The organism is Dyadobacter jiangsuensis, assembly GCF_003014695.1.
Classification (GTDB): domain Bacteria; phylum Bacteroidota; class Bacteroidia; order Cytophagales; family Spirosomataceae; genus Dyadobacter; species Dyadobacter jiangsuensis.
The window spans coordinates 446,063-469,367 of the sequence record NZ_PYAS01000006.1 but is presented as its reverse complement, the minus strand read 5'-3'; the positions used below and the strand labels follow the sequence as shown (position 1 = coordinate 469,367).

18 protein-coding genes are annotated in these 23,305 nt (G+C 50.3%); 10 read left to right on the top strand and 8 right to left on the bottom strand.

The annotated features are described in order from the left end of the window. Nucleotides 1-558 precede the first annotated feature (558 nt). Nucleotides 559-1,020: an IS200/IS605 family transposase gene (gene tnpA, locus CLV60_RS15205; RefSeq protein WP_106596208.1), complete on the bottom strand. Its 462-nt coding sequence runs from the start codon at nt 1,018-1,020 to the stop codon at nt 559-561. Between the two features lie 44 nt (nt 1,021-1,064). Continuing rightward, nucleotides 1,065-1,985 (bottom strand): methionyl-tRNA formyltransferase, encoded by a 921-nt coding sequence (gene fmt, locus CLV60_RS15200; protein WP_229210980.1) that lies wholly within the window; start codon nt 1,983-1,985, stop codon nt 1,065-1,067. Nucleotides 1,986-2,214: 229 nt separating this feature from the next. Between fmt and greA the strand changes: the two genes are divergently transcribed. The 5 genes from greA to CLV60_RS15175 all read left to right on the top strand — a co-directional run bounded on the left by greA (nt 2,215) and on the right by CLV60_RS15175 (nt 6,890). Further along, nucleotides 2,215-2,700 (top strand): transcription elongation factor GreA, encoded by a 486-nt coding sequence (gene greA / locus CLV60_RS15195; RefSeq protein ID WP_106596207.1) that lies wholly within the window; start codon nt 2,215-2,217, stop codon nt 2,698-2,700. A 197-nt stretch (nt 2,701-2,897) separates the two neighbouring features. Beyond that, on the top strand, nt 2,898-3,221 hold the full coding sequence (locus tag CLV60_RS15190; RefSeq protein ID WP_106596206.1) for a hypothetical protein: 324 nt from the start codon (nt 2,898-2,900) through the stop codon (nt 3,219-3,221). Between the two features lie 34 nt (nt 3,222-3,255). Beyond that, on the top strand, nt 3,256-4,326 hold the full coding sequence (locus tag CLV60_RS15185) for a M42 family metallopeptidase (protein ID WP_106596205.1): 1,071 nt from the start codon (nt 3,256-3,258) through the stop codon (nt 4,324-4,326). Between the two features lie 158 nt (nt 4,327-4,484). Next, nucleotides 4,485-5,537 carry a PA0069 family radical SAM protein gene (locus CLV60_RS15180; protein WP_106596204.1) on the top strand — a complete coding sequence of 351 codons (1,053 nt, stop codon included), beginning with the start codon at nt 4,485-4,487 and terminating at the stop codon, nt 5,535-5,537. Between the two features lie 90 nt (nt 5,538-5,627). Further along, nucleotides 5,628-6,890: an exo-beta-N-acetylmuramidase NamZ family protein gene (locus CLV60_RS15175; RefSeq protein ID WP_106596203.1), complete on the top strand. Its 1,263-nt coding sequence runs from the start codon at nt 5,628-5,630 to the stop codon at nt 6,888-6,890. Between the two features lie 501 nt (nt 6,891-7,391). On the opposite strand, the gene CLV60_RS15170 is transcribed toward CLV60_RS15175, so the two are convergent. After that, nucleotides 7,392-8,126, bottom strand: coding sequence for a LytR/AlgR family response regulator transcription factor (locus CLV60_RS15170; protein WP_106596202.1), 735 nt, complete (start codon nt 8,124-8,126; stop codon nt 7,392-7,394). A gap of 579 nt (nt 8,127-8,705) precedes the next feature. On the opposite strand from CLV60_RS15170, the gene CLV60_RS15165 reads away from it, so the two are divergent. The 4 genes from CLV60_RS15165 to CLV60_RS15150 all read left to right on the top strand — a co-directional run bounded on the left by CLV60_RS15165 (nt 8,706) and on the right by CLV60_RS15150 (nt 16,451). Further along, nucleotides 8,706-10,463, top strand: a complete 1,758-nt coding sequence (locus CLV60_RS15165; RefSeq protein ID WP_229210979.1) for a DUF4331 domain-containing protein — start codon at nt 8,706-8,708, stop codon at nt 10,461-10,463. A 25-nt stretch (nt 10,464-10,488) separates the two neighbouring features. Beyond that, complete coding sequence (locus CLV60_RS15160) at nt 10,489-12,792, top strand: DUF4331 family protein (protein WP_106596240.1); 2,304 nt, start codon at nt 10,489-10,491, stop codon at nt 12,790-12,792. Nucleotides 12,793-12,855: 63 nt separating this feature from the next. After that, nucleotides 12,856-14,160 (top strand): tetratricopeptide repeat protein, encoded by a 1,305-nt coding sequence (locus CLV60_RS15155; protein WP_229210978.1) that lies wholly within the window; start codon nt 12,856-12,858, stop codon nt 14,158-14,160. Between the two features lie 32 nt (nt 14,161-14,192). Then, the gene (locus tag CLV60_RS15150; RefSeq protein WP_106596201.1) at nt 14,193-16,451 is read left to right on the top strand and encodes a TonB-dependent receptor; all 2,259 of its coding nucleotides are present in this window, start codon (nt 14,193-14,195) and stop codon (nt 16,449-16,451) included. Here CLV60_RS15150 and eat read toward each other — a convergent pair. After that, on the bottom strand, nt 16,428-17,765 hold the full coding sequence (gene eat, locus CLV60_RS15145) for an ethanolamine permease (protein ID WP_106596200.1): 1,338 nt from the start codon (nt 17,763-17,765) through the stop codon (nt 16,428-16,430). The two genes, CLV60_RS15150 and eat, sit on opposite strands and share 24 nt — an antisense overlap. Before the next feature lie 108 nt (nt 17,766-17,873). Beyond that, nucleotides 17,874-18,659, bottom strand: a complete 786-nt coding sequence (locus tag CLV60_RS15140; RefSeq protein ID WP_106596199.1) for a phosphatidylinositol-specific phospholipase C/glycerophosphodiester phosphodiesterase family protein — start codon at nt 18,657-18,659, stop codon at nt 17,874-17,876. A 198-nt stretch (nt 18,660-18,857) separates the two neighbouring features. Here CLV60_RS15140 and CLV60_RS15135 point away from each other — a divergent pair, with 198 nt between their 5' ends. Then, nucleotides 18,858-20,549: an amino acid permease gene (locus CLV60_RS15135; RefSeq protein WP_106596198.1), complete on the top strand. Its 1,692-nt coding sequence runs from the start codon at nt 18,858-18,860 to the stop codon at nt 20,547-20,549. 45 nt (nt 20,550-20,594) lie between these two features. On the opposite strand, the gene CLV60_RS15130 is transcribed toward CLV60_RS15135, so the two are convergent. The 3 genes from CLV60_RS15130 to hxpB all read right to left on the bottom strand — a co-directional run bounded on the left by CLV60_RS15130 (nt 20,595) and on the right by hxpB (nt 23,275). Beyond that, complete coding sequence (locus CLV60_RS15130; RefSeq protein WP_106596197.1) at nt 20,595-21,023, bottom strand: hypothetical protein; 429 nt, start codon at nt 21,021-21,023, stop codon at nt 20,595-20,597. Between the two features lie 209 nt (nt 21,024-21,232). Then, on the bottom strand, nt 21,233-22,546 hold the full coding sequence (locus CLV60_RS15125) for a sensor histidine kinase (protein WP_229210981.1): 1,314 nt from the start codon (nt 22,544-22,546) through the stop codon (nt 21,233-21,235). 54 nt (nt 22,547-22,600) lie between these two features. Then, on the bottom strand, nt 22,601-23,275 hold the full coding sequence (gene hxpB / locus CLV60_RS15120; RefSeq protein ID WP_106596195.1) for a hexitol phosphatase HxpB: 675 nt from the start codon (nt 23,273-23,275) through the stop codon (nt 22,601-22,603). Nucleotides 23,276-23,305: the final 30 nt, after the last annotated feature.

Here is a 23,305-nt window from a genome sequence, read left to right as displayed (position 1 = left end):
ACGGCAATGCATGGGCCTGGCCCTGTTGATACATCCCTTAGGGGATTTTCTAAACTTCGTTATGTCGATATTGCTACCAATGTTACGTCGCTAACGCGACTTAGCCTCTATGATGATATTAATGTATTCGACTACCAATGCCGTTAGGCATATAACATTGGTAGTAAACCGGCGTCATACGGTGTTCAGAAAATGCCCTTGGGCATGTAACGTCAATGCATAGGCTTTTGGTTTGTTGTTGCATCCCTGACGGGATTTTGAAATTGACGCATTCTTGAGATCGCTACCGATACTATATCGCTGACGCGATTCGCGTTTTGTTGGCAGCTCGACGTGATTCTGTGTTTTCCAGGTTGCGGCAGCAACGATAAATTTTGCCGGTATCAAATGCCGTCAGGCATGTAATATAGGTAGCAAAAATGGTTGCCCACCGTTTGGGAAATGCCCCTGGGCATGTAACAACAATGCATTGCTTTGGCCGTGTTGTTGCATCCCTGACGGGATTTTTGAGGGCCGCACATTATTGTCCTGCTACCAATATTACATCGCTAACGCGATTTATTGCGGCGATTTAAAAATGTAGCGTTCATCATATACCACTTCAAACTCCTCCAAAAACGACCGGTACTCTTCCTGGAACGTCGATCTTCGATGATGCTCCTTTTGCGTTTGAATGTAACGAATCACATCCGGCACCTGCGATTTGGAATAAGAAAACACGCCATACCCAGCCTGCCATTCAAACCTACTGTCACAGAACCGGTTTGTATTGATCCATTGCGACGAATCGGCTTTCACATCCTGCATAAAGTCGCCAATTGACTGGGTAGTTCGAAACCCGACCAACATATGCACATGGTCATTCATACCGTTAATAGCAATCATCTTGTGTTGTCTGGCTTCGACGATTCCGGTAACGTACTTGTAAAGAGATGTTTCCCATGCAGCGCTAATCAGCGCTTGCCGGAACTTCGGGGCGAAAATAAAATGCAGGTGAACCTGCGAATAGGTGTTTGCCATGATATATAGTTGTGTGTAAAGTGTGCAAATGCAATACAGGCGTCTTAGAGCTTATGCCCCCTCAAAAAATCGCCAACGGTCATACGCTTCTTTCCCTCGATCTGCAATTCCTCAATGGCCAGCCAACCGTCGCCGGTTTTGAAATGCAGGTAGGACTTTCCGTCGGAACGGTATTCTCCCGGTTGCGCGTCGTGGCCTGATTCCGCCACTTTTGTTTTAAACACCTTGCACGAAAGCCCGTTCAGCGTCGTCCAGGCCGCTGGGTAAGGCGAAAGGCCTCGCACAAAGTTATGTATTTCAGCAGCTGGCCGGTTCCAGTCGATTTCGCAGGTTTCGCGGAAGATTTTCGGGGCGGCTTTGATGTCTTCGGGCTCCGATTGCGGCTCCTGTGGGTAATTGCCTTCCTCGATGGCGTGTACGGTTTTTACGACCAGGTTCGCGCCCTTGCGCATAAGGCGCTCGTACAAGGTGCCTGCGTTGTCTTCCGGAGAAATGGGCTCCTTGTCCTGGAAGATGATCTTGCCGGTGTCGATATCCTTTTCAATGAAGAATGTGGTAACGCCCGTTTCGGTTTCGCCATTTATAACTGCCCAATTGATGGGCGCTGCGCCGCGGTACTGAGGCAGGAGCGAGCTGTGCAGGTTGAATGTGCCTTTCGAAGGCATGCTCCACACGACTTCGGGGAGCATGCGGAACGCAACGACTACCTGTAAATCGGCGTTATAGGATTTGAGCTCTTCGAGAAATGCAGGGTTTTTCAATTTTTCAGGTTGTAAAACCGGGATTCCCTGCGATTCTGCGTATATTTTGACAGGTGATGCCGTTTGCTTTTGGCCCCTGCCCGCTGGCTTATCGGGAACCGTGATGACGGCCACAACATTAGAATTGCTTTCGACCAGACTTTGTAAACTTGGGACTGCAAATTCGGGCGTCCCCATAAAAATAATTCTCAGCGGATTTGACATATCGGATGGCGCTTTTGGATAAAAATGGTGCTACCATTCACAAATATTGTTAATTTTGTCGTTCTTAACAGAAAATTATGGTGAACACAAAATCATATATCAACCGAAAAGAAAAGGTCTTCTAGCCTTCTACGAGAGTTTTGTTAACTCTGTAGAGCGGTCTTTGAGCCGTTCTTTTTTTTTATGTAGAATTTCAAAAATTAAAAGACTTATAAACAAAATAAAGGTCATGGCTAAAATTTCATACTATACGGAAGAAGGACTTACCAAGCTGAGGAACGAGCTGAATGAGATGAAAACCAAAGGCCGCACGGAGATTGCACGACAAATTGCAGAAGCGCGGGACAAAGGTGATTTAAGTGAAAATGCAGAATACGACGCGGCGAAGGACGCGCAAGGTATGCACGAAATGAAAATCGCCAAACTGGAAGAAATCCTGTCGAATGCACGCGTGATCGACGAGTCGACGATGGATACCTCACAGGTTTCGGTGCTTTCCAAAGTGAAGATCAAAAACCGTAAGAATGGAATGGAAGTTACCTACACGTTGGTGTCGGAGGAAGAGGCGGACCTGAAGGCAGGCAAAATCTCCGTAGGCTCGCCGATCGGTAAGGGGCTTTTGGGTAAAAAAGTGGGAGAAACGACAGAAATCAAGGTTCCTGCCGGCATGATGGAGTTCGAAGTGCTCGATATCAGCCGTTTCAGCGGGGAGTAATCTTTGACAGATATAATAGGTTGGGTTGCGGAACAAGCTGTTTCGCAACCCAACTTTTTTGTGGAGATTTGTATTGACCGCCGACCGCTGACGACAGACGGCCGATCGCATATTATGAAGTATTCATGTGATCGGCCGTCGGCGGTCAGTGGTCGGCGGTCAGACATCAAAAACACCACAAACGCCCCTACACCACTATGCATATCAAAGGCTTTCTCCTCAATGTGCCGTCGCTCCGGGTCGACGGGATGGCGTTGTTTCCATTCATTTTGTCAAAGCGGAAGGCCCCTTCACAGGTCTTTCTCAATCACGAGCGCATTCATTTGAAGCAACAGCTTGAACTCGGGCTGGTTATCTTTTATGTGTGGTATGTGGTGGAATATTTAATCCGATATGTACAATTCAGAAAGCATTATTTAGCCTATCTTCATATTTCGTTTGAAAAGGAAGCTTACGCTCATGAGCACGATCTTGGCTATCTCAAAAAGCGCCGTTTCTGTGCCTGGTGGAAGTACCTTTGAGAATGCAGTTTTAGTCGTTATTTAAATTAAAAGTATGTCAGATCAGAGCATAGAGTTTCTTTATAAGTACCTGAACAATGCTTCGCCGACCGGCTTCGAATCGACTGGTCAGCAGATATGGCTCGACTATATCAAGCCATATATTGAAGAACAGATTATCGATGTGTACGGAACAGCCGTGGGCGTAATAGGCCCGGGCCAGGATTACAAGGTGGTGATCGAAGCGCATTCCGACGAGATTTCGTGGTTTGTGAACTACATTTCAGAGGATGGCTACATTCACGTGCGCCGCAATGGTGGCTCCGATGCGGCCATTGCTCCCTCGATGCGTGTGAACTTGCATACGGCCAAAGGAGTAGTGAAAGGTGTTTTCGGCTGGCCGGCGATCCATGTGCGTGACGTCGCCAAGGACCAGGTGCCCAAAGTGCACGAACTTTTCATCGATGTGGGCGCTGCCAAGAAGGACGAGGTGCTTGAAATGGGTATCCATGTTGGTACGGTAGTGACATTCGCCGACGGCCTCGATGAACTGAACGATAAATACTACCTCGGCCGCGCACTCGACAACCGCATGGGCGGGTACATGATCGCGGAGGTGGCGCGCATGCTGCACGAGAACAATGTGAAGCTGCCGTTTACATTATATGTGGTGAATGCAGTGCAGGAAGAAATCGGTTTGCGCGGTGCGGAAATGATCTCACGCCGGTTGAAGCCGGACCTGGCGATCTGTACCGACGTTACGCACGACACGCAGTCGCCGATGTACAACAAAAAAGAGCAGGGCGACCTGAAATGCGGCAGCGGACCGGTTATTTGCTACGGCCCGGCGGTACAGAACAATGTCCGCGACCTGCTGATCCGCGTTGCGGAGGAGAAAAAGATCCCCTTCCAGCGCCAGGCAGTAAGCCGCTCGACGGGCACCGATACGGATTCATTCGCCTATTCCACAGAAGGCATTGCTTCCGCATTGATCTCATTACCATTGAAATACATGCACACCACCGTGGAAATGGTTTCCAAAGAGGACGTGCAGAATGTAATACAACTGATGTACGACGTGCTGCTGTCACTGAAAGGCGACGAGGATTTCCGGTACATTAAGTAAGGCTTATGTCATCCTGAGCGGAGTCGAAGGATAAGTGCGATAACGTCATCGCATGGGGCTTCGACTTCGCTCAGCGTGACAAAAGCGCTCAGGATGACGTCTGCCACACACACCTTTCGTTAGCATACTTCATAACTTCATCAACTTACTGGAAAACAATGGATAACCGGGCACGCGGGCGCGGGGCTGCTATCAACACGCCCAACAAATTCTTCAAGCACGAAATCGAGTATACCTCCGAAGACTGGCAGCAGTGGGAAGATCCGGAGGTAAATCCCAAAACACAATTTATCGAAGAGGAGTCCAAGACGCTCATGAGCGTGTCGGATAGTCCTGACTTACCCAACTTTCACTCGATCAATCCTTACCGGGGCTGTGAGCATGGGTGCATTTACTGCTATGCCCGCAATTCGCACGAGTATTGGGGCTTTTCCGCAGGGCTGGATTTTGAAACCAAGATTGTGGTAAAAAAGAACGCACCTCAGTTGCTGGAAAAGCTCTTTAATTCCAAAAAATGGGTGCCGCACAATATTCACATTTCCGGCAATACGGATTGCTACCAGCCGGGGGAAAAAAAGTACCGCATTACCCGGCAGCTGCTGGAAATCTGTTTGCGGTACCGCAACCCGGTGAGCATTCTCACCAAGAATGCGCTGATACTGCGGGATATCGATGTGCTGGAAAAAATGGCCAAACTGAACCTCGTGCACGCGGCGCTCTCGATCACCTCACTGAATGAAGAGCTGCGAAGCGCATTGGAGCCAAGGACGGTTACAGGTAAGCGGCGTTTGCAAGTACTCAAAACATTAAGTGACGCCGGTATTCCGATGGGCGTCATGACCGCGCCGATTATCCCGGGACTGAATGACCAGGAAATACCTTCGCTCATACAGGCGATTGCCGAAAATGGAGCAATATGGTCGCATTACACGGTAGTGCGGCTGAATGGGGCGATTTCCACTTTATTTGACGAATGGATCCATCATCACTTTCCCGATCGGGCTGCCAAGGTTTTGAACCAGATCAAGGAATGCCACGGCGGAGCGGTGAACGATTCTCGTTTTGGGATCCGGATGGTAGGAGAGGGGAATTTCGCAGAGCATATCCGGCAATTGCATGATCATTCTTGCCGGAAATACCTTGCCGGTCGTGAACTACCGCCTTTGGATACTTCGCAGTTTATGCGGGCTGGGCAGATGAAGCTGTTTTAGGTTATTCTTTGCCACGAATACACGAATAAGCACGAATTCGTGTATTCATGGCAAAGAATAACCTATTTTAGTCCTCCTAATCCTAACCACATGAAAACATTAGCACTGGCCATAAGCCTCACCGCTGCATTAGCTGCGAACAGTAACTGCGTCAACTCAACATCTCAGAAAAGTCCGGCAATAGCGGATTCGCTCTCGGCAGCGCCCGAAGATCTCACAAAAGCCAAGGGCCCAGCCACCGGTGCAGACCAGGTTTCCAAATACCTTGACTATTTGAAAGGAAAGAAAATAGGCATTGTAGTTAACCAAACCACCATTATCGGCACAAAGCCGATTGTCGACAGCCTGGTGGCATTAGGCGTGAACATCGTCACCATCTTCGGTCCGGAGCACGGCTTTCGTGGAACGGCCAGCAATGGCGACAAAGTGAACGACAGCGTCGATCCGAAAACCGGTATCCCGGCCATTTCCCTTTACGGTAAGCTCAAAAAGCCCACCAAGGAGCAAATGGCGGCTATTGACCTGATGATTTTTGACATCCAGGACGTAGGCGCTCGCTTTTACACGTACATCAACACGCTCGGGCACGTGATGGAGGCATGCGCGGAGAATAACAAGGAAATGCTGATTCTCGACCGTCCCAACCCGAATGGCTTCCTCGTAGATGGCCCCGTGCTGGAAGATCACCTGCATTCAGGGATCGGGATGTACAAAATACCAGTTTCGCACGGCCTTACGATAGCTGAATTGGCTCAGATGATCAATGGCGAGGGCTGGCTTCCCAACAAAATGCAATGCAAATTGAAGATCATCAAAGTGGATAACTACACGCACGATACGCCTTACGTGCTGCCCGTAATGCCTTCACCCAACCTGAATACGCAGCAGTCGGTGATGCTTTATCCGCATATTTGTATGTTCGAAGGCACTATTCTGAGCCAGGGACGAGGAACCTATATGCCTTTCACCGTACTGGGTGCGCCGCTGCTGAAAGGTAAATACGACTTCACATTCACCCCTCACAGCATCAAAGGAATGAGCGAAACGCCGCTGCACCAGGATAAGGAATGCTACGGCCTCGATTTGCGAAAGTATGACCTGAAAGATGTTCGCAAAAGCGGCAAACTCCATCTGAAATGGCTCATCGAGCTCTATCAAGCATACCCCGAAAAGGAGAAGTTCTTCGACATGAGTCAAAGCAAGCAAATGGGGAACTTCGATAAGCTGGCCGGCACCGAAAACCTGAAAAAACAGATTATCGCAGGTACGTCCGAAGAAGAGATCCGTAAAAGCTGGGAGCCCGGCCTGGGCCAGTACAAGGACATGCGCAAGAAATACCTGATCTACCCCTGACGGCCACGGTCAATACCTGACCATTCCTGACAATACCTGACAATATCTGGCAATGCCTAACCGCAATGTAGTTATTTGATTATAAGCGGATTAAAACAAAACATCCCAGGGAAAATTCCCGGGGATGTTCAATTATTCTCAACGATATTTAATTAAAACTGATAGCGATTTAGTTTAGGTTTGGTATGGTAAATATGGTGTGCGTTTGAGAAACAAATGTGTGCATAATGCTCAGTATCATGCAAAGATGCTCAATCGACCGTAATTACGTTTTTTGGAGTGAAACAGATGCCTGGACCTCAGAAAAATTTTAAAATTTATTGAAGCCCAGGCCTTCCGTCGGGGTAAAGTATATATGTAATAATAGAAGAGGGTGTTTACGTGTTATAAAATTACTTCGCACGTAACTCCTCAGCAAATCAAAGTGGTGAAGTATAGCTTTTATGGGGTGTAGCCGGGGAAACCGTAAGTAACCGTTTTTCTAGTGGGTTGTACTAGTTATCAGGAGAAGGTCCTGATGCGGCTTAGCAGCTCCGTTCGGTTATCGTTCGTGATCGGGATCTCGATGTCGTTGATCATCACGTGTACGTAATCGATCGCTGTAATGGCGTTCAGGTTGATAATGAATGACTTATGTACCCTGAAAAAGTAGTTGCCGGGAAGCTGCTGAAGCATGTTTTTCAGCGTCTCACGGATAGTGTATTTCTTCTTGGTGGTATGTAGTTCAAGGTAGTTGTCATCGCTCCGGATGTATAGAATATCCGTCAGCATGATCTTGGTGAACATATGTTTTTCCTTGATGAACAGGGCGTCCTTGATCACCGTGGTATCCTCTTTCTCCTCCGAAGTAGTTTCACCTGCGAGTGCCGCCAGCCGGTAATTTTTCAGCGCCAGTTTCACAGCTGTGTAAACCGTGATCTTTTGAAAGGGTTTTTGCAAGAATGCATGAGGGGCGGCTTGCAATGCGGCATTCACCACAGCGATATCCTCATGAGCCGACAAAAAGAGAAAAGGAATCTTAAAATTCTCCCTGATGTAATGTGCCAGGTCTATTCCGGTTTGATAGCCGTTGAGGTTGATATCCAGTACAGCGAGGTGAAAAACCTTGCTGTGAAGCATTTCGGTGGCAGTCGTATAATCGGTAGCGATATCGTTTGCGTCGTAACCGAAACCATTCAGCAGAAATTGGAGATGTTTCGCAATGATAAAGTCGTCCTCAACGATTAGAATATTCATCTTTGGTATAAGTAGTCAGCCTTTGCCCGTCTTTAATGAGATTATAAAATGGGTTATGTTCGGAAGCCGCTGCGGTGAAGCCCACGGCGGGTATACAAATAATAGGATAATATACGAATTAATTGCAAAGAGAGATTGACCGGATTTGTCGAATTATCTTTCAGAAAAAACTTTCGAAGTAACCCCGCGTTAAAATAACGGCAAAATGTGCTATTGCACAAGCGGTTGCCATATTGTAGCAATAGTTTTACGTCGTTGCTTCCGATCCATCTGAATCTTTTTAATTTGATTTGTTTAAGTTAATATTTATATAATTATAATTCATTCATTTCCGGGTCTACAAGTTTTTTTGCCTTTCCTACATCCGCTTGGCACAGTCATGGCGTATATAAGCCCGAATGGTTGTTAACACCGCATTTGCCCTTCGTTAATAGTTGCTTGTAATCTGTCGGTTTTCTTCCGGCAGCGGCTCGCTTTTTTCCGGTATTTCGGTCCTGCTTTCCGGGCCGGGATTAACAAGGACGTCTTTACGCTTTCAGATCACATTCATTCCCGTTTCCGTATTTAAACTTTTACCTCATGCAAGTTTTTATGTTGGACTCTTGCAGGTTCAGGAGGATTCTTCTGTGCCTGTTGTTGCTGCCTTGTGCGCTGAGCAGCCTGGCTTCGAGCCACCGTGAAGCGCCGCTGATTTCCAATGATCCGCTCGCCGATAATACGGATTTGTACGCTTTCAAAAGCCCCGATGATCCCAATTCTATCACGATCATTGCCAATTACATCCCGTTCGAATCGCCTGAGGGTGGCCCAAACTATTTCAATTTCGGGCCGAATGTACGTTATGAGATCCATATCAAAAACCAGGCCGGAACGCCCGGAGACGACATCACGTATCGCTTCACGTTTTCAAGTACCAATGAAGACCCGACTACATTTTTCAATATCCGGTTGGGCAAGCAAAACCTCAAAACCACTTACAAATGTGAGAAAAGCACCGATGGCGGTATGACTTTCACCACCATTATTGCCAACGGCGTGGTGCCTCCGAACAACATCGGGCCGCGCTCCATCGAAGGAAAAACAGTCGGGCTCGAAGCGCCGGATTACAACTCGCTCGTGGAGAAAGCCATTGCAACGGCTTCGAGCGGGGAGAAGGTATTCTGTGGCCCGGTCGACGATCCGTTTTTCGTAGACCTTGCGGGTGCGTTCGATGCGGGCAATTTCCGGCCGGAAGGAAACACGACCAATGCCCCGAAAGATGGCCTGGCGCGCTTCAATGTGCACACCATCGCGTTGAAGATCCCGGTGAACCTGCTTCAAAAGGATGGTAAAAACGTGGCGCAGGCTGCGAATATCCTTGATCCCGACTACGTGATTGGTGTTTGGGCGTCGGCAAGCCGCCAGATGATCAAAACGCTTTACAATGGCGGTGACGTCGGTTATGACGGCAACTACGTGCAGGTTTCCCGCCTGGGCATGCCGCTGACAAACGAGGCGGTGATTCCGCTGGGTATGAAGGACAAATGGAACTCCGTAACGCCCTATGCAGGCCATGATCTCCAATTCGCGAAATACTTCACCAATCCCGAGCTGGCATTGTATATGGATGATTCGCAATTCGGAACGGCGGTACCTTCATTGAGTGCGCTGCGTATTCAGGCCAATGCGCTCGGTGCATTTGATTTTCGCAATGGTAAGCCAGGTTTGTATGGATTGAAAGGCGCCTCGGCATTGGCCGGTACCGCGCTGGACGATGCCGTGTTCGGTACCCTGCTGCTGCCGGACAATGCCAGCCCGAGGGCCGTGGACTTGCTGCCGATCTTTTACACCGGCGTGCCCAATCTGGCTCCGTACCAGCTCGCTACGGGTAAAAACAATAATCCGCTGGCCAAAGGGAAGCCGTTTATTCACAATTTCCTGCCTACGCTCGGGGATATGCTGCGCCTGAATATGGCAGTACCCGCTACGCCAAGGGACGATCCGAAGTTCAGCCACCTGGGCCTCGTGCAGGCAGCGGTGCTGGGTATTACCGATCCGGCCTACAATGCCAATTCCGATCTGCAATGGATTCCGAACATGGACGGCTTTCCGAACGGCCGCCGGCTGGAAGACGACGTGACGACGATCGAACTCCAAGCCGTATCCGGTGTGGTACTGGCTGCCGTGGGCTTGTTCTATGATGACGCTACGCCGCAGGCACCCGTTTCGCAGCAGCTGCTCAACGTTCTGACCTTCACTGCCGGACCAACGAAAAACGACGCTGCGCTGAAAGGTGCTTTCCCTTACCTGGCAAATCCTTGGAGAGGTTATGATTATCCCGAAAAAGCCCGTTTCTGATCCCACACTTTTAGCAAGAATGAACATGAAAAATCTTCTTAATCTGATCGGGCTACTGGCGATCATTTGCATGAGTGCCTCGGGGGCAATGGCCTCCTCGCACCGTGAAGCACCGCTGATTTCAACGGACCCTTTGGCCGATAACACCGATGTGTATGCATTCAAGAGTCCTGTTAACAAGGAAAATATAGTGCTCATCGCCAACTACATTCCTTTCGAACACCCCGCGGGTGGGCCCAACTGGTATTCGTTTGGCGAAAATATCCGATACGAAATCCACGTCGACAACAATGCGGCAACTCCCGGCGCGGACATCGTCTATCGCTTTACTTTCAAGAAAATGAATGAGGATCCGTCCACATTCTTTCTGATCCGGCTTGGCAAGGAAAACCTGAAAACGACTTACACTTGTGAAAGGAGCACCGACGGAGGACAAAGCTTCTCGACCATCGTTTCCAACGGCATTGTCCCTCCACCGAATATCGGCCCGCGCTCGATCAACAGCACGCCCGTAGGCCTTGGGTCGGAGTACAATGCGTTGGTGGATAAAGCCATTATGACAGCCAGCACAGGAGAGAAAATCTTTGCTGGTCCGGTGGACGACCCGTTTTTTGTAGATCTGGGCGGTATTTTCGATCTCGGTAACGTCCGGAAATCGGGCGCGCGGGATGGGGTGGCGAAGTTCAATTGCCATTCGATCGTGGTCGAGGTGCCGGTAGCTACACTGCAAAAGGGACACAAAACCGTGGCAGAAGCCAGCAATATCCTCGATCCTGACTATGTGATCGGTGTTTACGCTTCGTCGAGCCGTAAGAAAATCACAACACTTTACAACGGTGGAGACGTGGGTTACGACGGCGACTGGGTTCAGGTTTCGCGGCTAGGGATGCCGCTGACCAACGAAGCGGTGATTCCGGTTGGTATGAAAGACAAATGGAATGCGACATCACCTGCCAATGACTTGCAGTTTGCCAAATACTTCACCAATCCCGAACTGGCATTGTATATGGACGACTCCCAGTTTGGCGGAGCTGTGCCGGGCCTGGCCGCGTTGCGTATTCAAAGTAAATCGCTGGGTTCGTTCGATTTCCGCAACGGTAAAATGGGGCTTTATGGCCTGAAAGGCAATGCGGCACTCGACGGGACTGCCTTGTCGGAAGCGGCATTCGGAAGTGTGTTGCTACCTGACGCTACCAGTCCGCGTGCAGTGGATATCCTGCCTATTTTCTATACCGGTGTGCCTAATTTGCCCCCATACCAGCTGGCGACCGGAAAAGGAGGCAACCCGTTGGCCGCAGGGAAACCATTTATCCACAACTTCCTGCCCACGTTTGGCGACTGGCTCCGGCTGAACATGGCCGTGCCCGCAACGCCCCGCGACGATCCTAAATTCAGTTCGTTAGGGCTCGTTCAGGCTGCCGCGCTCGGTCTTACGGATCCGGCTTACAATGGGAACAAGGATCTGCAATGGATTCCGAATATGGACGGCTTCCCGAACGGCCGCCGCCTGGAAGACGACGTGACGACAATCGAATTGCAGGCAGTGGGCGGGGTAGTGCTGGCTGCCGTAGGCTTGTGGTACGACGATTTCGTGCCGGGAACATCCACAAGTCCCGTTACGCCGAACCTGGTCAATGTGCTGTCGTTTAATGCAGGTGTGACCAAAAACGACACGACGCTGAAATGGAACTTTCCGTACCTGCAAAATCCATGGCCCGGCTTCCGTGGCCCCGGTTACGAAGGACCGAAACCAGGCGGAACCGAGCCTCTGGCTGTGATGATCAAGAATTTCGATTGCCTTACCGGCGGGTTCCAGTTCGGGCATACTGGCGGCGTACCGGGCAATGAGGTCGAATACTCCTGTGCGGGTGTGGTCAATGGCGGATGGGGCCCTTCGGACAGCCGGGTAGTCGAATCGGAGCTTTTTAAGGATAATAACAGCAGCGGGGTGCTTTGGTTGAAAGCACGGTACGTCGGAGATCCGTCGTCGGAAGTTACCGCGAAGTTCGATTTCAGGGCTTACTGCGGCTCTAATTCCATGCGCCGGGCGGCGCCGGAAGCCGACGAATCTTCGGTTTCCCTGAGGGCGGTCGTAATGGGTAATCCAAGCAACAGCGAAGATGTTGTGATCGAAATCCGGGGAGCGGCGGGCAAAGCGGTACGGCTTGATTTGGCTAACAGCAAAGGCCAGGTGATCGGTCAGCAGCACATTGGTAAAGCAGTGGCGAACGAAAGGAGGGTGGTTAAACTCAATGGACAACCCGGTATTTACTACCTGCGCGTAATGACAGCTGACGACCGTTACACGGTAAAAATTCTCAGAAGATAATCCGGAATGCCGGGAGCGTCTGCTTCCGGCATTCAAATCCTTCCGCATTTAATTCGAAACTTTATGAAAACGGATCTTTTAATATTGGGTATAGCATTGGTGGTGATCACCGGGTGTGGCGAAAAAAAGCAAAATAATGATTACGCTGAAAAATCAGTCGCGTCAACACCGGTCGTTTCCACAGATATTCCCGCATTGTATGAACGCCAGGGTGAGCTCGCTTCCGCAGCCGAATGGCCGAAAACCAAAGAAAAGGTAAAAGAGCTGAAACAAAAGATCGCAGAGGATCCTGCCGACGTTAAGCCCCGGCTGCAAATAGCCGTCATTTATCTTTCCGAAGCCCGTATCACCGGCGAGCATCCTTATTACTATCCGGCGGTATTGAAAATACTCGACGATGTTTTGGCGATTGAGCCGCAAAATTTTGAAGCCACCACGTTCAAGGCTTCGGTGAAAATGTCGCAGCACCAGTTTGCGGAAGCGCGCGACCTCGCCGAACAAGCCCGGAAGATCAACCCGAGCAATGCATATGTGTACGGTGTGCTCGTGGATGCCAACGTGGAATTGGGCAATTATAGTGAAGCTGTGGCCATGTCGGATAAAATGCAGGAGCTGAAACCTTCGCTGGAAGCATATTCGCGGGCTTCATACCTCCGCGAAATTCATGGAAATTATCCCGGCGCCATTGCTGCTATGAAACTGGCGGTGGAGGCAGGATTGCCTGGTTCGGAGCCGCAATGCTGGGCAAAAAACACGCTCGGGCACCTTTATGAAACCACCGGCCAGTGGAAGCAGGCGGAAATCCAATACAGAGAAATCCTCGCCATGCGCCCGAGCTACGCATTTGCATTGCGCGGACTTGCGCAGGTACACAAGGCCGCTAAGCAATACGACGAGGCATTGGCCGATCTCGACAAAGCAGCCAAAGTAATGCCCGAATTTTCTTTTCATGAAGAAATGGCCGATATCTATGCATTGCAGGGTAATAAACAAGAGGCTGCCGATAAATACCGGGAAGTGGTGAAAATGTTGGATGAAGATGCCCGTTCGGGGCATTCTGTTGACCTGGAACTTTGTAAATTGTATACCAAAACCAATCAGTTGGATTCTGCTATTGCCTACGGTTTGAAGGAATATGCCCAAAGGCCGAACAACATCGACGTCAATCATGCATTGGCCGCAGCCTATTTCAAGCATCAGAATAATGACAAGGCTAAGCAGCATATAGAGGTGGCGTTACGTACTGGCAGCCGTGACCCCGAGTTGCTCCAAGTCGCCAGCGCCATTGCAGTTGCTACCGGAGATAAAGCGCAGGGAAACCGCTTGCTGGTGCAAGCCAGAAAAACTAATCCTAGATTTGTGCTCTGAAGCGCCAGTCAAGATCATTCGCAAACTTTGCTATGAAAAAATTTACACTCCTGTTTTCTTTTCTGATCGTCAGCCTGCGAGCGTTGGCCCACCTGGGAGGGATTTCGGGCGTGGTGTATGATCAGTCGACGCGACTGCCGCTCAAAGATGTGACAGTGCAGCTTTCGGGAACAGGAAAGGCTGCTATTACCAACGAATTGGGCCAATATCGGTTTGAAGACTTGGTGCCGGCGCGGTATAAGATTGAGCTATCGTACGTGAGCTTCCGTACGCAGATTATCGAAGTGACGGTGATTTCGGACGAGACGGCCTTTTTGAAAACGGAATTGACTTCTGCGAATGTAGAACTCAGCGAGGTGACGGTGTCCAGCCGGCGGGCCCACGACCAGCAGCTGATCAGCAACCTCGATATACGGCTACGCCCGATTACCAACTCGCAGGAAATCCTGCGCATCGTGCCGGGGCTGTTTATCGGGCAGCATGCCGGCGGAGGAAAAGCTGAACAGATATTCCTACGCGGTTTCGATATCGATCACGGCACCGACATCCGGCTGACGGTCGACGGCATGCCGGTGAATATGGTTTCGCATGCACACGGGCAGGGGTATGCGGACCTCCATTTTGTGATTCCTGAGTTGGTGAAGGGGGTTGACTTCAAAAAAGGGCCCTATACTACTGATAAAGGTAATTTCAGCACCGCAGGCTGGGCCGATTTCCGGACGAAAGATGCGCTCGAGAAATCGTTCGTAAAACTGGAAGCAGGGCAGTTCGATACGTATCGTGCCGTGGCCGGTATTGACCTGCTGGGACAAAAAGGCAGGGAGAAAAATCAGGCGGCCTATATAGCTTCGGAATACTCATTTACCAATTCCTATTTCGATAACCCGCAGAATTTCAACAGGCTGAATGTGACAGGTAAATACCACGGGCATATTACACCCAATACCAATCTGACATTGACAGGATCTACATTTTGGAGTAAATGGAACCACTCCGGGCAGATCCCGGACCGTGCGATCGAGTCGGGGCTGATCGGCTTTTACGGTTCCATCGATCCGACGGAGGGTGGAGAAACCAGCCGGACGAATTTCAATGCTCAGTTTGTGACGGTTACGCCGCGCAATTTTGTGATCAAAAACCAGGTGTTTTATAGCAACTATAATTTCGAGCTTTATTCCAATTTTACATTCTTCCTGGAAGATTCGCTGAATGGCGATCAGATCCGCCAGAAAGAGCGGCGCAATTTGTACGGGTACAATGGAAGCATTTCAAAAGAGTCCTTTGTTGGAAAAACAAACTGGGTAACCACGCTGGGCGTCCAGTACCGCCATGATCTGACGCGTGGAACAGAGCTTTCTCACACCAAAAACAGGACGGAAACACTCGAACAATACAAGCTCGGGAACATTAATGAGCTGAACGCGTCCATCTACCTGGACGAAGTAGTGCGTTTTACCGATCGTTTCTCTGTCAATGCAGGTGTTCGTTTGGATTATTTCCGGGATCAGTATCAAGACCTCCTTGCGCAGCCTCGTACGCGGCAACACGCCAGTGACGCCATCGTTTCGCCTAAACTCAACTTCTACTACACATTTAACCCAAACCTGCAACTCTACCTGAATACCGGAAAGGGCTTTCACTCGAACGACACCCGTGTGGTGGTACCGCAGGGCGGCAAGCAGATTTTACCCGGGGCATATGGCTCCGATTTGGGAGTGATTTTCAAACCACTCCCAAAAATGGTAGTCAATGCGGCCGCGTGGTATTTGTGGATGCAGCAGGAATTTGTGTACGTGGGCGATGCGGGCGTGGTGGAGCCTAGCGGAAAATCGCGCAGGCAGGGATTTGACCTGTCGGTGCGGTACCAGCTTACCAAGATGCTTTACGCCGATGCCGATTTTAATATCGCTAAGCCCAGAGCAGTGGGAGAAGTGGAAGGGGCGAGCTACCTGCCGTTGGCCCCTGTATTTACCTCAGCGGGCGGGCTATCCCTGCAAATGCCGAATGGCCTGAATGGCTCGCTCCGTTATCGCTACATCGCAAACCGTCCCGCCAACGAGGACAATTCGATTGTGGCGAAAGGCTATTTTGTGAGCGATATGCAGCTGAACTATACCAAAAGCCGGTATAGCGTAGGCCTTTCGGTGCAGAATTTGTTTAACACCAAATGGAAAGAGACCCAGTTCGCAACGGAAAGCCGCCTGAAAAATGAAGCCGAGCCCGTGGAAGAAATCCATTTCACACCGGGCACGCCGTTTTTCGCCAAGCTAGGCGTGACGCTCTTCTTCTGAGTGCTGCAACACTTCCAGTTTTTTGTGGCGACCCGTCAGACTGAAAATCACAGCCACAACCGCCAGCCCGCCGAAGAACCAGAGGCTGAGCTTCCAGTTGTAGTACACGATCGCAATCAGGCATAGTACGGAGATCACCAGTGCAATGGCCGGGAAATAGGGGAATGCGGGCACGAGGAAGGGTCTTTCAAGGTGCGGTTCTTTGTTTCTTAGTGCAAAAAGTGCCACCATGCTGATAATGTACATCACCACGGCGCCTAATGCGGCGAGGATGATGACCTGGTCGGTCGTGCCGAGCGACAATGCGACGCAACCCGCAATACCGCCCGCTACCAGCGCCCAATGCGGAGTCTGAAAACGCGCATTGACATTTCCCAGGAATGAAGGTAGGTAACCCTCCCGTGCGAGGGCGAAAATTTGCCGGGAATAGCCGATTACCGTGCCGTGAAAGGACGCGATGAGTCCAAAGAGGCCCAGGCTGGCAAACAATTGGGTGAGCCCGCTATCGCGCCCGAGTACAATGCCCAATGCTGCGGGCAGGGGATAGTCGATGTCGCTCAGCTGCTGCCACGGCGCGATACCACCGGTAAAAATCATCACCGCCAATGCCAGCACCACCAGTGTGAGGATGCCGTAAATGTAGCCCCGTGAAATGGTTCTTTTAGGGTCTTCTACTTCTTCGGCCACCATCGCCACGCCCTCAATGGCGAGGTAGAACCAGATGGCAAACGGCAGCGCGGCAAATACCCCCGCCCATCCGAAAGGCATCGGTTCTGAAACAAAGGTCTGGTAAGAGAAATGCGGGGCTACGATACCAATGTATATCAACAGCTCCACCACCGCTAGTAGCGTAACCACGAGCGAAAAAGTGGCTGATTCTTTGATTCCCAGTAGATTAATGACAATGAAAATGGCGTAGCACGCAAATGCCACTTCCAGCACTTGCAGGTTGGGGTAAAGGAAATGGGTATAACTCCCAAGTGCGAATGCAATGGCCGGGGGCGTTACGAGGAACTCGACAAGCGTGGCATAACCTGCTATAAGCCCACCCCACCAGCCAAATGCACGGTAGGCATAGGAAAACGGCCCGCCCGCTTGCGGAATGGAGGTCGTGAGTTCGGTAAAGCTGAAAATGAATGTCACGTACATGACCGTCACCACGAGCGTCGCGATCAGAAAGCCGATGGTACCCGATACGCCCCAGCCGTAATTCCAGCCAAAATATTCGCCGGAAATAACCAGGCCGACGGCAATGGCCCAGAGGTGGATCGGTTTGAGGACTTTTTTAAGCGCAGCGGTTTGTTCAGCAGACATGAAGGATAGGTTTGACTAATTGATGGCAGTACAATATAGTCTATAACTCTTCCAATGCCATTTGATACTACTGAAAAATTATCCCAGGCCGTATTTTGTTTTGTAAAACTACCTGGGTGCAGTACGAAGGTAGTCGCCGAGCTCGCGAACTTTGTCGGTATTGAGGTAATCGACGCCCAGGGCCATCATGGTTTTCCAGGAATTGATATTGTCGGGTGTTGCCCATATCCGGACTTTTTTGCCGAGATCGTGCACGTCGTTGATCATCTTCTGTATCTTCCTTTTGTCTTTTTCCAAAAGCGGCCCTTCGCCGTTCCATTTGGAATATTGCTGAAATGCCTGGCTGATGAGTCCCACGTGCGCCAGTTGCGCAGGCGTGTAGACTTTTTCCGGGCGACCATCGAAATAGATGAAGTTTGGATACTCCTCGAACCGGGAAGGGTCGGGTACATTACCGCTGACCACGACTTTGACACTGCCCGTCGGCGCAAAAATATGCTTGTGTGGTTCGAGTAATTTGATCAACGCCGCCAAGGTTGGTTCGCCTTCTGTTTTGAGGTCGATCAGCAGTTGCAGCGGTACATTATCCTGCGTATAAATGCGCCCGCTGTTTTGTTCCACTTTTTGAAGGATCGGAAGCAGGTATAAGGCGGTTAAAGTCCGGTTGGGACGAATATCTTTCAGGTTATGGGCTACGAAAAGTGAATCGTTGACGAGGAAAACATCTGCTTCCACCGAACCGAACTGCTGTTCATAGGCATCCTCAAACGGGCGCGCCCTTTCATAGTCATTGTGGGAATGTGCCTGCGCGGTGGAATAGGATTTAACGCTTTGGGCTGCAATGAATTGAATGGACAGGATGAGGCTGATGAAGTAAGTAGCGATTTTTTTCATGGGCAAATTGGTGGAACGGAGTAACGGGGATTAGTTCGATAACGCAATCATTCCCTGTTTGATTTCCCTGGCGAAGAATTTTCTACGGATTTTTTGGGATAAAAGGAACAAATTTTCAGCCGATGCCGGGATCGTTTTAGAATATCATTATTTTTAGCCCTGCTTATTACAAACTGATACCTGAAAAATAGCGCCTGCATGAGCCAGAATTCTCCTCTTTTCCGAAAAAAAACTGTCGACCAGATTCTGAAAGATGCCCATTCGGGAGGTGAGGGGGGCTTAGCCAAAGTGCTGGGCGTTCGCGACCTGGTGTCGCTCGGTATTGCGGCCATTGTAGGTGCAGGGATATTCAGTACCATCGGTCTGGCGAGCTACAACGGCGGCCCGGCGGTATCGTTGCTGTTTGTATTCACAGCTATTGCCTGCGTGTTTACGGCGCTTTCGTACGCGCAGTTTGCGAGTACGGTGCCGGTGTCCGGGAGCGCATACACGTATGCGTACGTGGCATTCGGCGAGCTGTTCGCGTGGATTATCGGCTGGGCGCTTATCCTCGAATATGCCGTTTCCAATATGGTAGTCGCCATTTCGTGGTCGGAGTACTTCGTGAGTATGCTCAAAGGCTTCGGTATTACGCTGCCCGGCTGGCTCACGATCAACGGCGAATCGGCGCGGGAGGCATTTCAAAAACTGCAAAGCGTAGGTGCAGCCCAACTGTCGGATTACGAGCGTTTTGCGGCATCGGCTTACGAGTCGGCCCCTACGATCGGCGACTTTCATATTCTGCTCAATCTGCCTGCCGGTTTGGTGACTTTGCTCATTACAGCATTGGTTTACATCGGGATACGTGAATCGAGAACGGCCAGCAATATCATGGTGGTGCTCAAAGTGGGCGTCGTGCTGCTGGTGATACTGGCAGGTGCATTTTATGTAAAACCTGAAAACTGGTCCCCATTTGCTCCCAATGGTGTGAAAGGCGTGCTTAGCGGGGTAGCGGCGGTATTCTTCGCGTTCATCGGTTTCGATTCTATTTCCACCACCGCCGAAGAGTGTCGCAACCCTCAGCAGGATATGCCGAAAGCGATGATTTACTGCCTGGTTATTTGTACCATTCTATATGTGCTCATTACGCTGGTACTCACCGGGATGGTGAACTATACTGAATTGAAAGTTAGCGATCCCCTGGCATTTGTATTTCAAAAGAATGGCCTGGATTTTATGGCGGGCGTTATTTCGGTAAGCTCTGTGATTGCGATCACGAGTGCGTTGCTCGTTTACCAACTGGGCCAGCCGAGGATCTGGATGACCATGAGCCGCGACGGTTTGCTTTGGAAACGTTTTGCTAAAATCCACCCGAAATACCAGACCCCGTCTTTCGCCACGATCGTAACCGGTTTTGTGGTAGGTATTCCCGCATTGTTCTTCAAAATGGATTTCTTCGTCGATCTGACGAGCGTAGGGACGTTCTTTGCATTCATACTCGTGTGCGGCGGCGTGCTTTACCTCGATCACAAAGGTATTTCGGCACGCTCCAAATTCCGCGTGCCTTATATCAATGGCAAATACCTGGTGGGAATCCTGTTTGCCGTTGCGATTGTGGGCCTGCTCACCTACGGAAAGAGTGTCATTGTTGAATGGCGGATGCTCAGCTTCGCTGAAATCATGGAGCACAAGCTGCTGACCATTATTTTCTGGATCACCTGGTGCACGCTTTCCATTTTGAGCTACCAGCATAACTTCTCGGCGCTTCCGGTGGCCGGAATCCTGACGAACCTATACCTGATGACCGAACTTGGTGCTTCCAACTGGCTGATTTTCGTCATCTGGCTGGCGATTGGGCTCGTTATTTATTTCAGCTACGGATATAAACAGAGCAAACTGGCACAAAAATAGGGAAGCTGTTTCCGGCCTCCCTTGATTGCATTGCCCTTAAACAGGTTATTTTTTCTCGATTTTCAGCTGTATCGAATACTTTTCCTTGGTTCGGGTGGAATCACCGAATTTCGGATAGGGATTCACCGCGGTGAGTACAAACTTGTATTTTTCGCCCGCAAATGTCTTCTCCAAAGAATCCGAACCCGTTTTCGCGTCGCAGGTACCAATACACATTTTGACGTGTTCTTTAACGCCTCCCTCGGTAGTCACTCCTGATAATAGCAGATCGACTACCGCCCGGCCTCCCCAAATACAAGTCAAACCCTCAGGGCAGCGGCTGTCTTCCACGTCAAAAAACGTCAGGGTAGCTGTCGGAACGCCATTTAATACGACGGTTTCTTTGTATTTGATGCCCTCATCTTTCTTGTCCACACCAGTGCTTTTACACGCCACCGCCATGGCGGCAAAAAGCACGAAAACATACTTTTTCATCGGGTTTTCATTTAGGTTTGTGAGAAGACGTCGGGTTGGGGGGAATGGTTGTAACGTTGGGGTTTTGACCGCTGACGATAGACCAATTAAGTCATGTGTAGTCAAGTGTAGTCAGGAATGGTCACTGAAATATAACACCGGACCACTACCGTCGCAAAAATGTAGTCGGCGGTCAGCGGTCGGCCGTCGGTCGTCAAGGGCCGCAGGCCCTAAAACACCAACGTAAACACCGTCCCTTTCCCCACCTGCGACTCAACGTTCAGTTGGCCGTTGTGTTGCTGCAAAATCTGGCGGGAAAGGCTTAGTCCGATGCCGGAGCCGGTTTTTTTGGTGGTGTAGAATGGAATGAAAATGTTCTCCAGTGCTTCGGGCTCGATACCGTCGCCATTGTCGGCGACTTCGATCATCACAGTGCCGTCGAGCTGGTAGGCCGAGAGCGTAATAAGCCGGTTGGTTTGGTGGGAGAATGCCTCGGATGCGTTTTTAATGAGGTTGATCAACACCTGCTGGATCTGGCTCGCGTCGGCTTTGACCGTGAGCGTTTCCGGTTTGACAGACAGTTTCCAAAGTACACCGGATTGCGTCAGATCGGTTTGAAGCAATTGTATTACCTCCTGCAAAAGCTCTGCCACTTCCAGGCTGGCGAATACCGGCTTAGGCAACGTCGTGAAATCGCGGTAGGCGTTTACGAACTGCATCATGCCTTTGCTGCGCTTTTCGAGCGTCGATAATGCTTCTTTCAAATCGTTTACGGCTTCCTGATCGTTCGTGGACTTCTCGATATCCTCGTTCACGATCAGTCGCATCGTGCCCACGAGCGACACGATGGGCGTCATGGAGTTCATGATCTCGTGCCGTAGCACACGCGTGAGGTTTTGCCAGGATTCGATTTCCTGCTGCTGCAACTCGGTCTGGATGTTTTGCAAAACCACAATCTTGACCCACATCCCGCGAAGCTGAATCGCGGCTGCCTGCAATGCGAGGGGCTGGTCGTTGGGCGTGCGGTAAAGGTCGCGGACGCCGGTGTCGAGGTCGGAGAGCAGTTCGTAAAGGCGCGGGTGCTTTTCTTTGAGTTCGATCAGCTGGTGCAGGCGGTAAATGCCCAGCATGCGCAGCGCCGCATTGTTGATCAGGTTCACCTGGCCGTTGGCGTCAAATGTAATGAGCCCCGTCCCGATATGCTGGACAATGGTATTGAGGTATTGCAAATTGGCCTCTTTCTCGGCCCGCGCCTGCCTGAATGCAAGCAATACTTCGTTGAATTGCTGGTTGAGCTCCTTGAACGTCCGGCCCATTTTATTGTCCGACCGGAAGTTGATCGTAAAATCCGAATACCGTACGGATTCGAGAAAATACGTCAGTTTACGGTTAACATTCGTGACGTACTGGTACAGCAGCGATCCCTGGATGAATATGAAAATGGTGCCGAGGATGTACACCAGCGTTTCGTTGGTATGCTTGGACGCCAGCCAGGCGAGGGCAATGACGCTCAGGACAATAATTATTATCCTGATCATAATCATAATACTGAAATGCCGGAGTCCGATCATGCGGGGTAAGCGGGATAGGGTCGAGGTTTAGTTTTCGATCACACTTTGCGGCACACCCGACATTTCGCGCAAAATGTATTTTTCGAGCGAAGGGATCTTGTAATGTGCCATATCAAATTTTTTATCTTCAAAAACTTCTGCGGCGGGTACCGAAATCGTGATCATACCCGCTGCGTGTGCAGCGCGCAAGCCCGCATGCGAATCTTCGAAGGCAATGCATTCTTCGGGCAAAACACCGAGTTTTTTAGCAGTGGTAAGGTACACCGCCGGGTGCGGTTTGGTGTGTTTTTCCAGCTCACCTGAATGCCAGGTGTCAAAATAGTCAATAATTTCCAGTCTTTTTAATACCCCTTCAATGAGCTCCATATGCGAGGCCGACGCGACAGCGAGTTTCAGGCCCTGTTTTTTTAATTCGCTGACGAGCGCAATGGCGCCGGGCATCGCCTCGGCATGGGCGAGAATATCGTGATGGGCCTTTTCCAGTATTTCAGTTTCAAGTTCTTCAAATGAAGGCGTGTTCCAGGGTTGGATCTGGTGACAGAAATCGAGGAAAAGCTTGATAGATAGTCCGGTAGTTTGCAGGCGAAGTGCTTCTGTAAGTTCAAAATTGACTTTTTGCATGACTGAACGCGCCGCTTCTGTCCACATCGGTTCGGAGTCGATGAGCAGGCCGTCCATGTCGAAAATTGCTGCTTTGATCATAATCAGGGAAGTGTGGGGATTTTTGATAAC

Excerpts from the sequence above, each read along its gene's own strand:
- tnpA (WP_106596208.1), bottom strand. The coding sequence starts at position 1,020 with ATGGCAAACACCTATTCGCAGGTTCACCTGCATTTTATTTTCGCCCCG.
- fmt (WP_229210980.1), bottom strand. The coding sequence starts at position 1,985 with ATGTCAAATCCGCTGAGAATTATTTTTATGGGGACGCCCGAATTTGCA.
- greA (WP_106596207.1), top strand. The coding sequence starts at position 2,215 with ATGGCTAAAATTTCATACTATACGGAAGAAGGACTTACCAAGCTGAGG.
- CLV60_RS15190 (WP_106596206.1), top strand. The coding sequence starts at position 2,898 with ATGCATATCAAAGGCTTTCTCCTCAATGTGCCGTCGCTCCGGGTCGAC.
- CLV60_RS15185 (WP_106596205.1), top strand. The coding sequence starts at position 3,256 with ATGTCAGATCAGAGCATAGAGTTTCTTTATAAGTACCTGAACAATGCT.
- CLV60_RS15180 (WP_106596204.1), top strand. The coding sequence starts at position 4,485 with ATGGATAACCGGGCACGCGGGCGCGGGGCTGCTATCAACACGCCCAAC.
- CLV60_RS15175 (WP_106596203.1), top strand. The coding sequence starts at position 5,628 with ATGAAAACATTAGCACTGGCCATAAGCCTCACCGCTGCATTAGCTGCG.
- CLV60_RS15170 (WP_106596202.1), bottom strand. The coding sequence starts at position 8,126 with ATGAATATTCTAATCGTTGAGGACGACTTTATCATTGCGAAACATCTC.
- CLV60_RS15165 (WP_229210979.1), top strand. The coding sequence starts at position 8,706 with ATGCAAGTTTTTATGTTGGACTCTTGCAGGTTCAGGAGGATTCTTCTG.
- CLV60_RS15160 (WP_106596240.1), top strand. The coding sequence starts at position 10,489 with ATGAAAAATCTTCTTAATCTGATCGGGCTACTGGCGATCATTTGCATG.
- CLV60_RS15155 (WP_229210978.1), top strand. The coding sequence starts at position 12,856 with ATGAAAACGGATCTTTTAATATTGGGTATAGCATTGGTGGTGATCACC.
- CLV60_RS15150 (WP_106596201.1), top strand. The coding sequence starts at position 14,193 with ATGAAAAAATTTACACTCCTGTTTTCTTTTCTGATCGTCAGCCTGCGA.
- eat (WP_106596200.1), bottom strand. The coding sequence starts at position 17,765 with ATGTCTGCTGAACAAACCGCTGCGCTTAAAAAAGTCCTCAAACCGATC.
- CLV60_RS15140 (WP_106596199.1), bottom strand. The coding sequence starts at position 18,659 with ATGAAAAAAATCGCTACTTACTTCATCAGCCTCATCCTGTCCATTCAA.
- CLV60_RS15135 (WP_106596198.1), top strand. The coding sequence starts at position 18,858 with ATGAGCCAGAATTCTCCTCTTTTCCGAAAAAAAACTGTCGACCAGATT.
- CLV60_RS15130 (WP_106596197.1), bottom strand. The coding sequence starts at position 21,023 with ATGAAAAAGTATGTTTTCGTGCTTTTTGCCGCCATGGCGGTGGCGTGT.
- CLV60_RS15125 (WP_229210981.1), bottom strand. The coding sequence starts at position 22,546 with ATGATTATGATCAGGATAATAATTATTGTCCTGAGCGTCATTGCCCTC.
- hxpB (WP_106596195.1), bottom strand. The coding sequence starts at position 23,275 with ATGATCAAAGCAGCAATTTTCGACATGGACGGCCTGCTCATCGACTCC.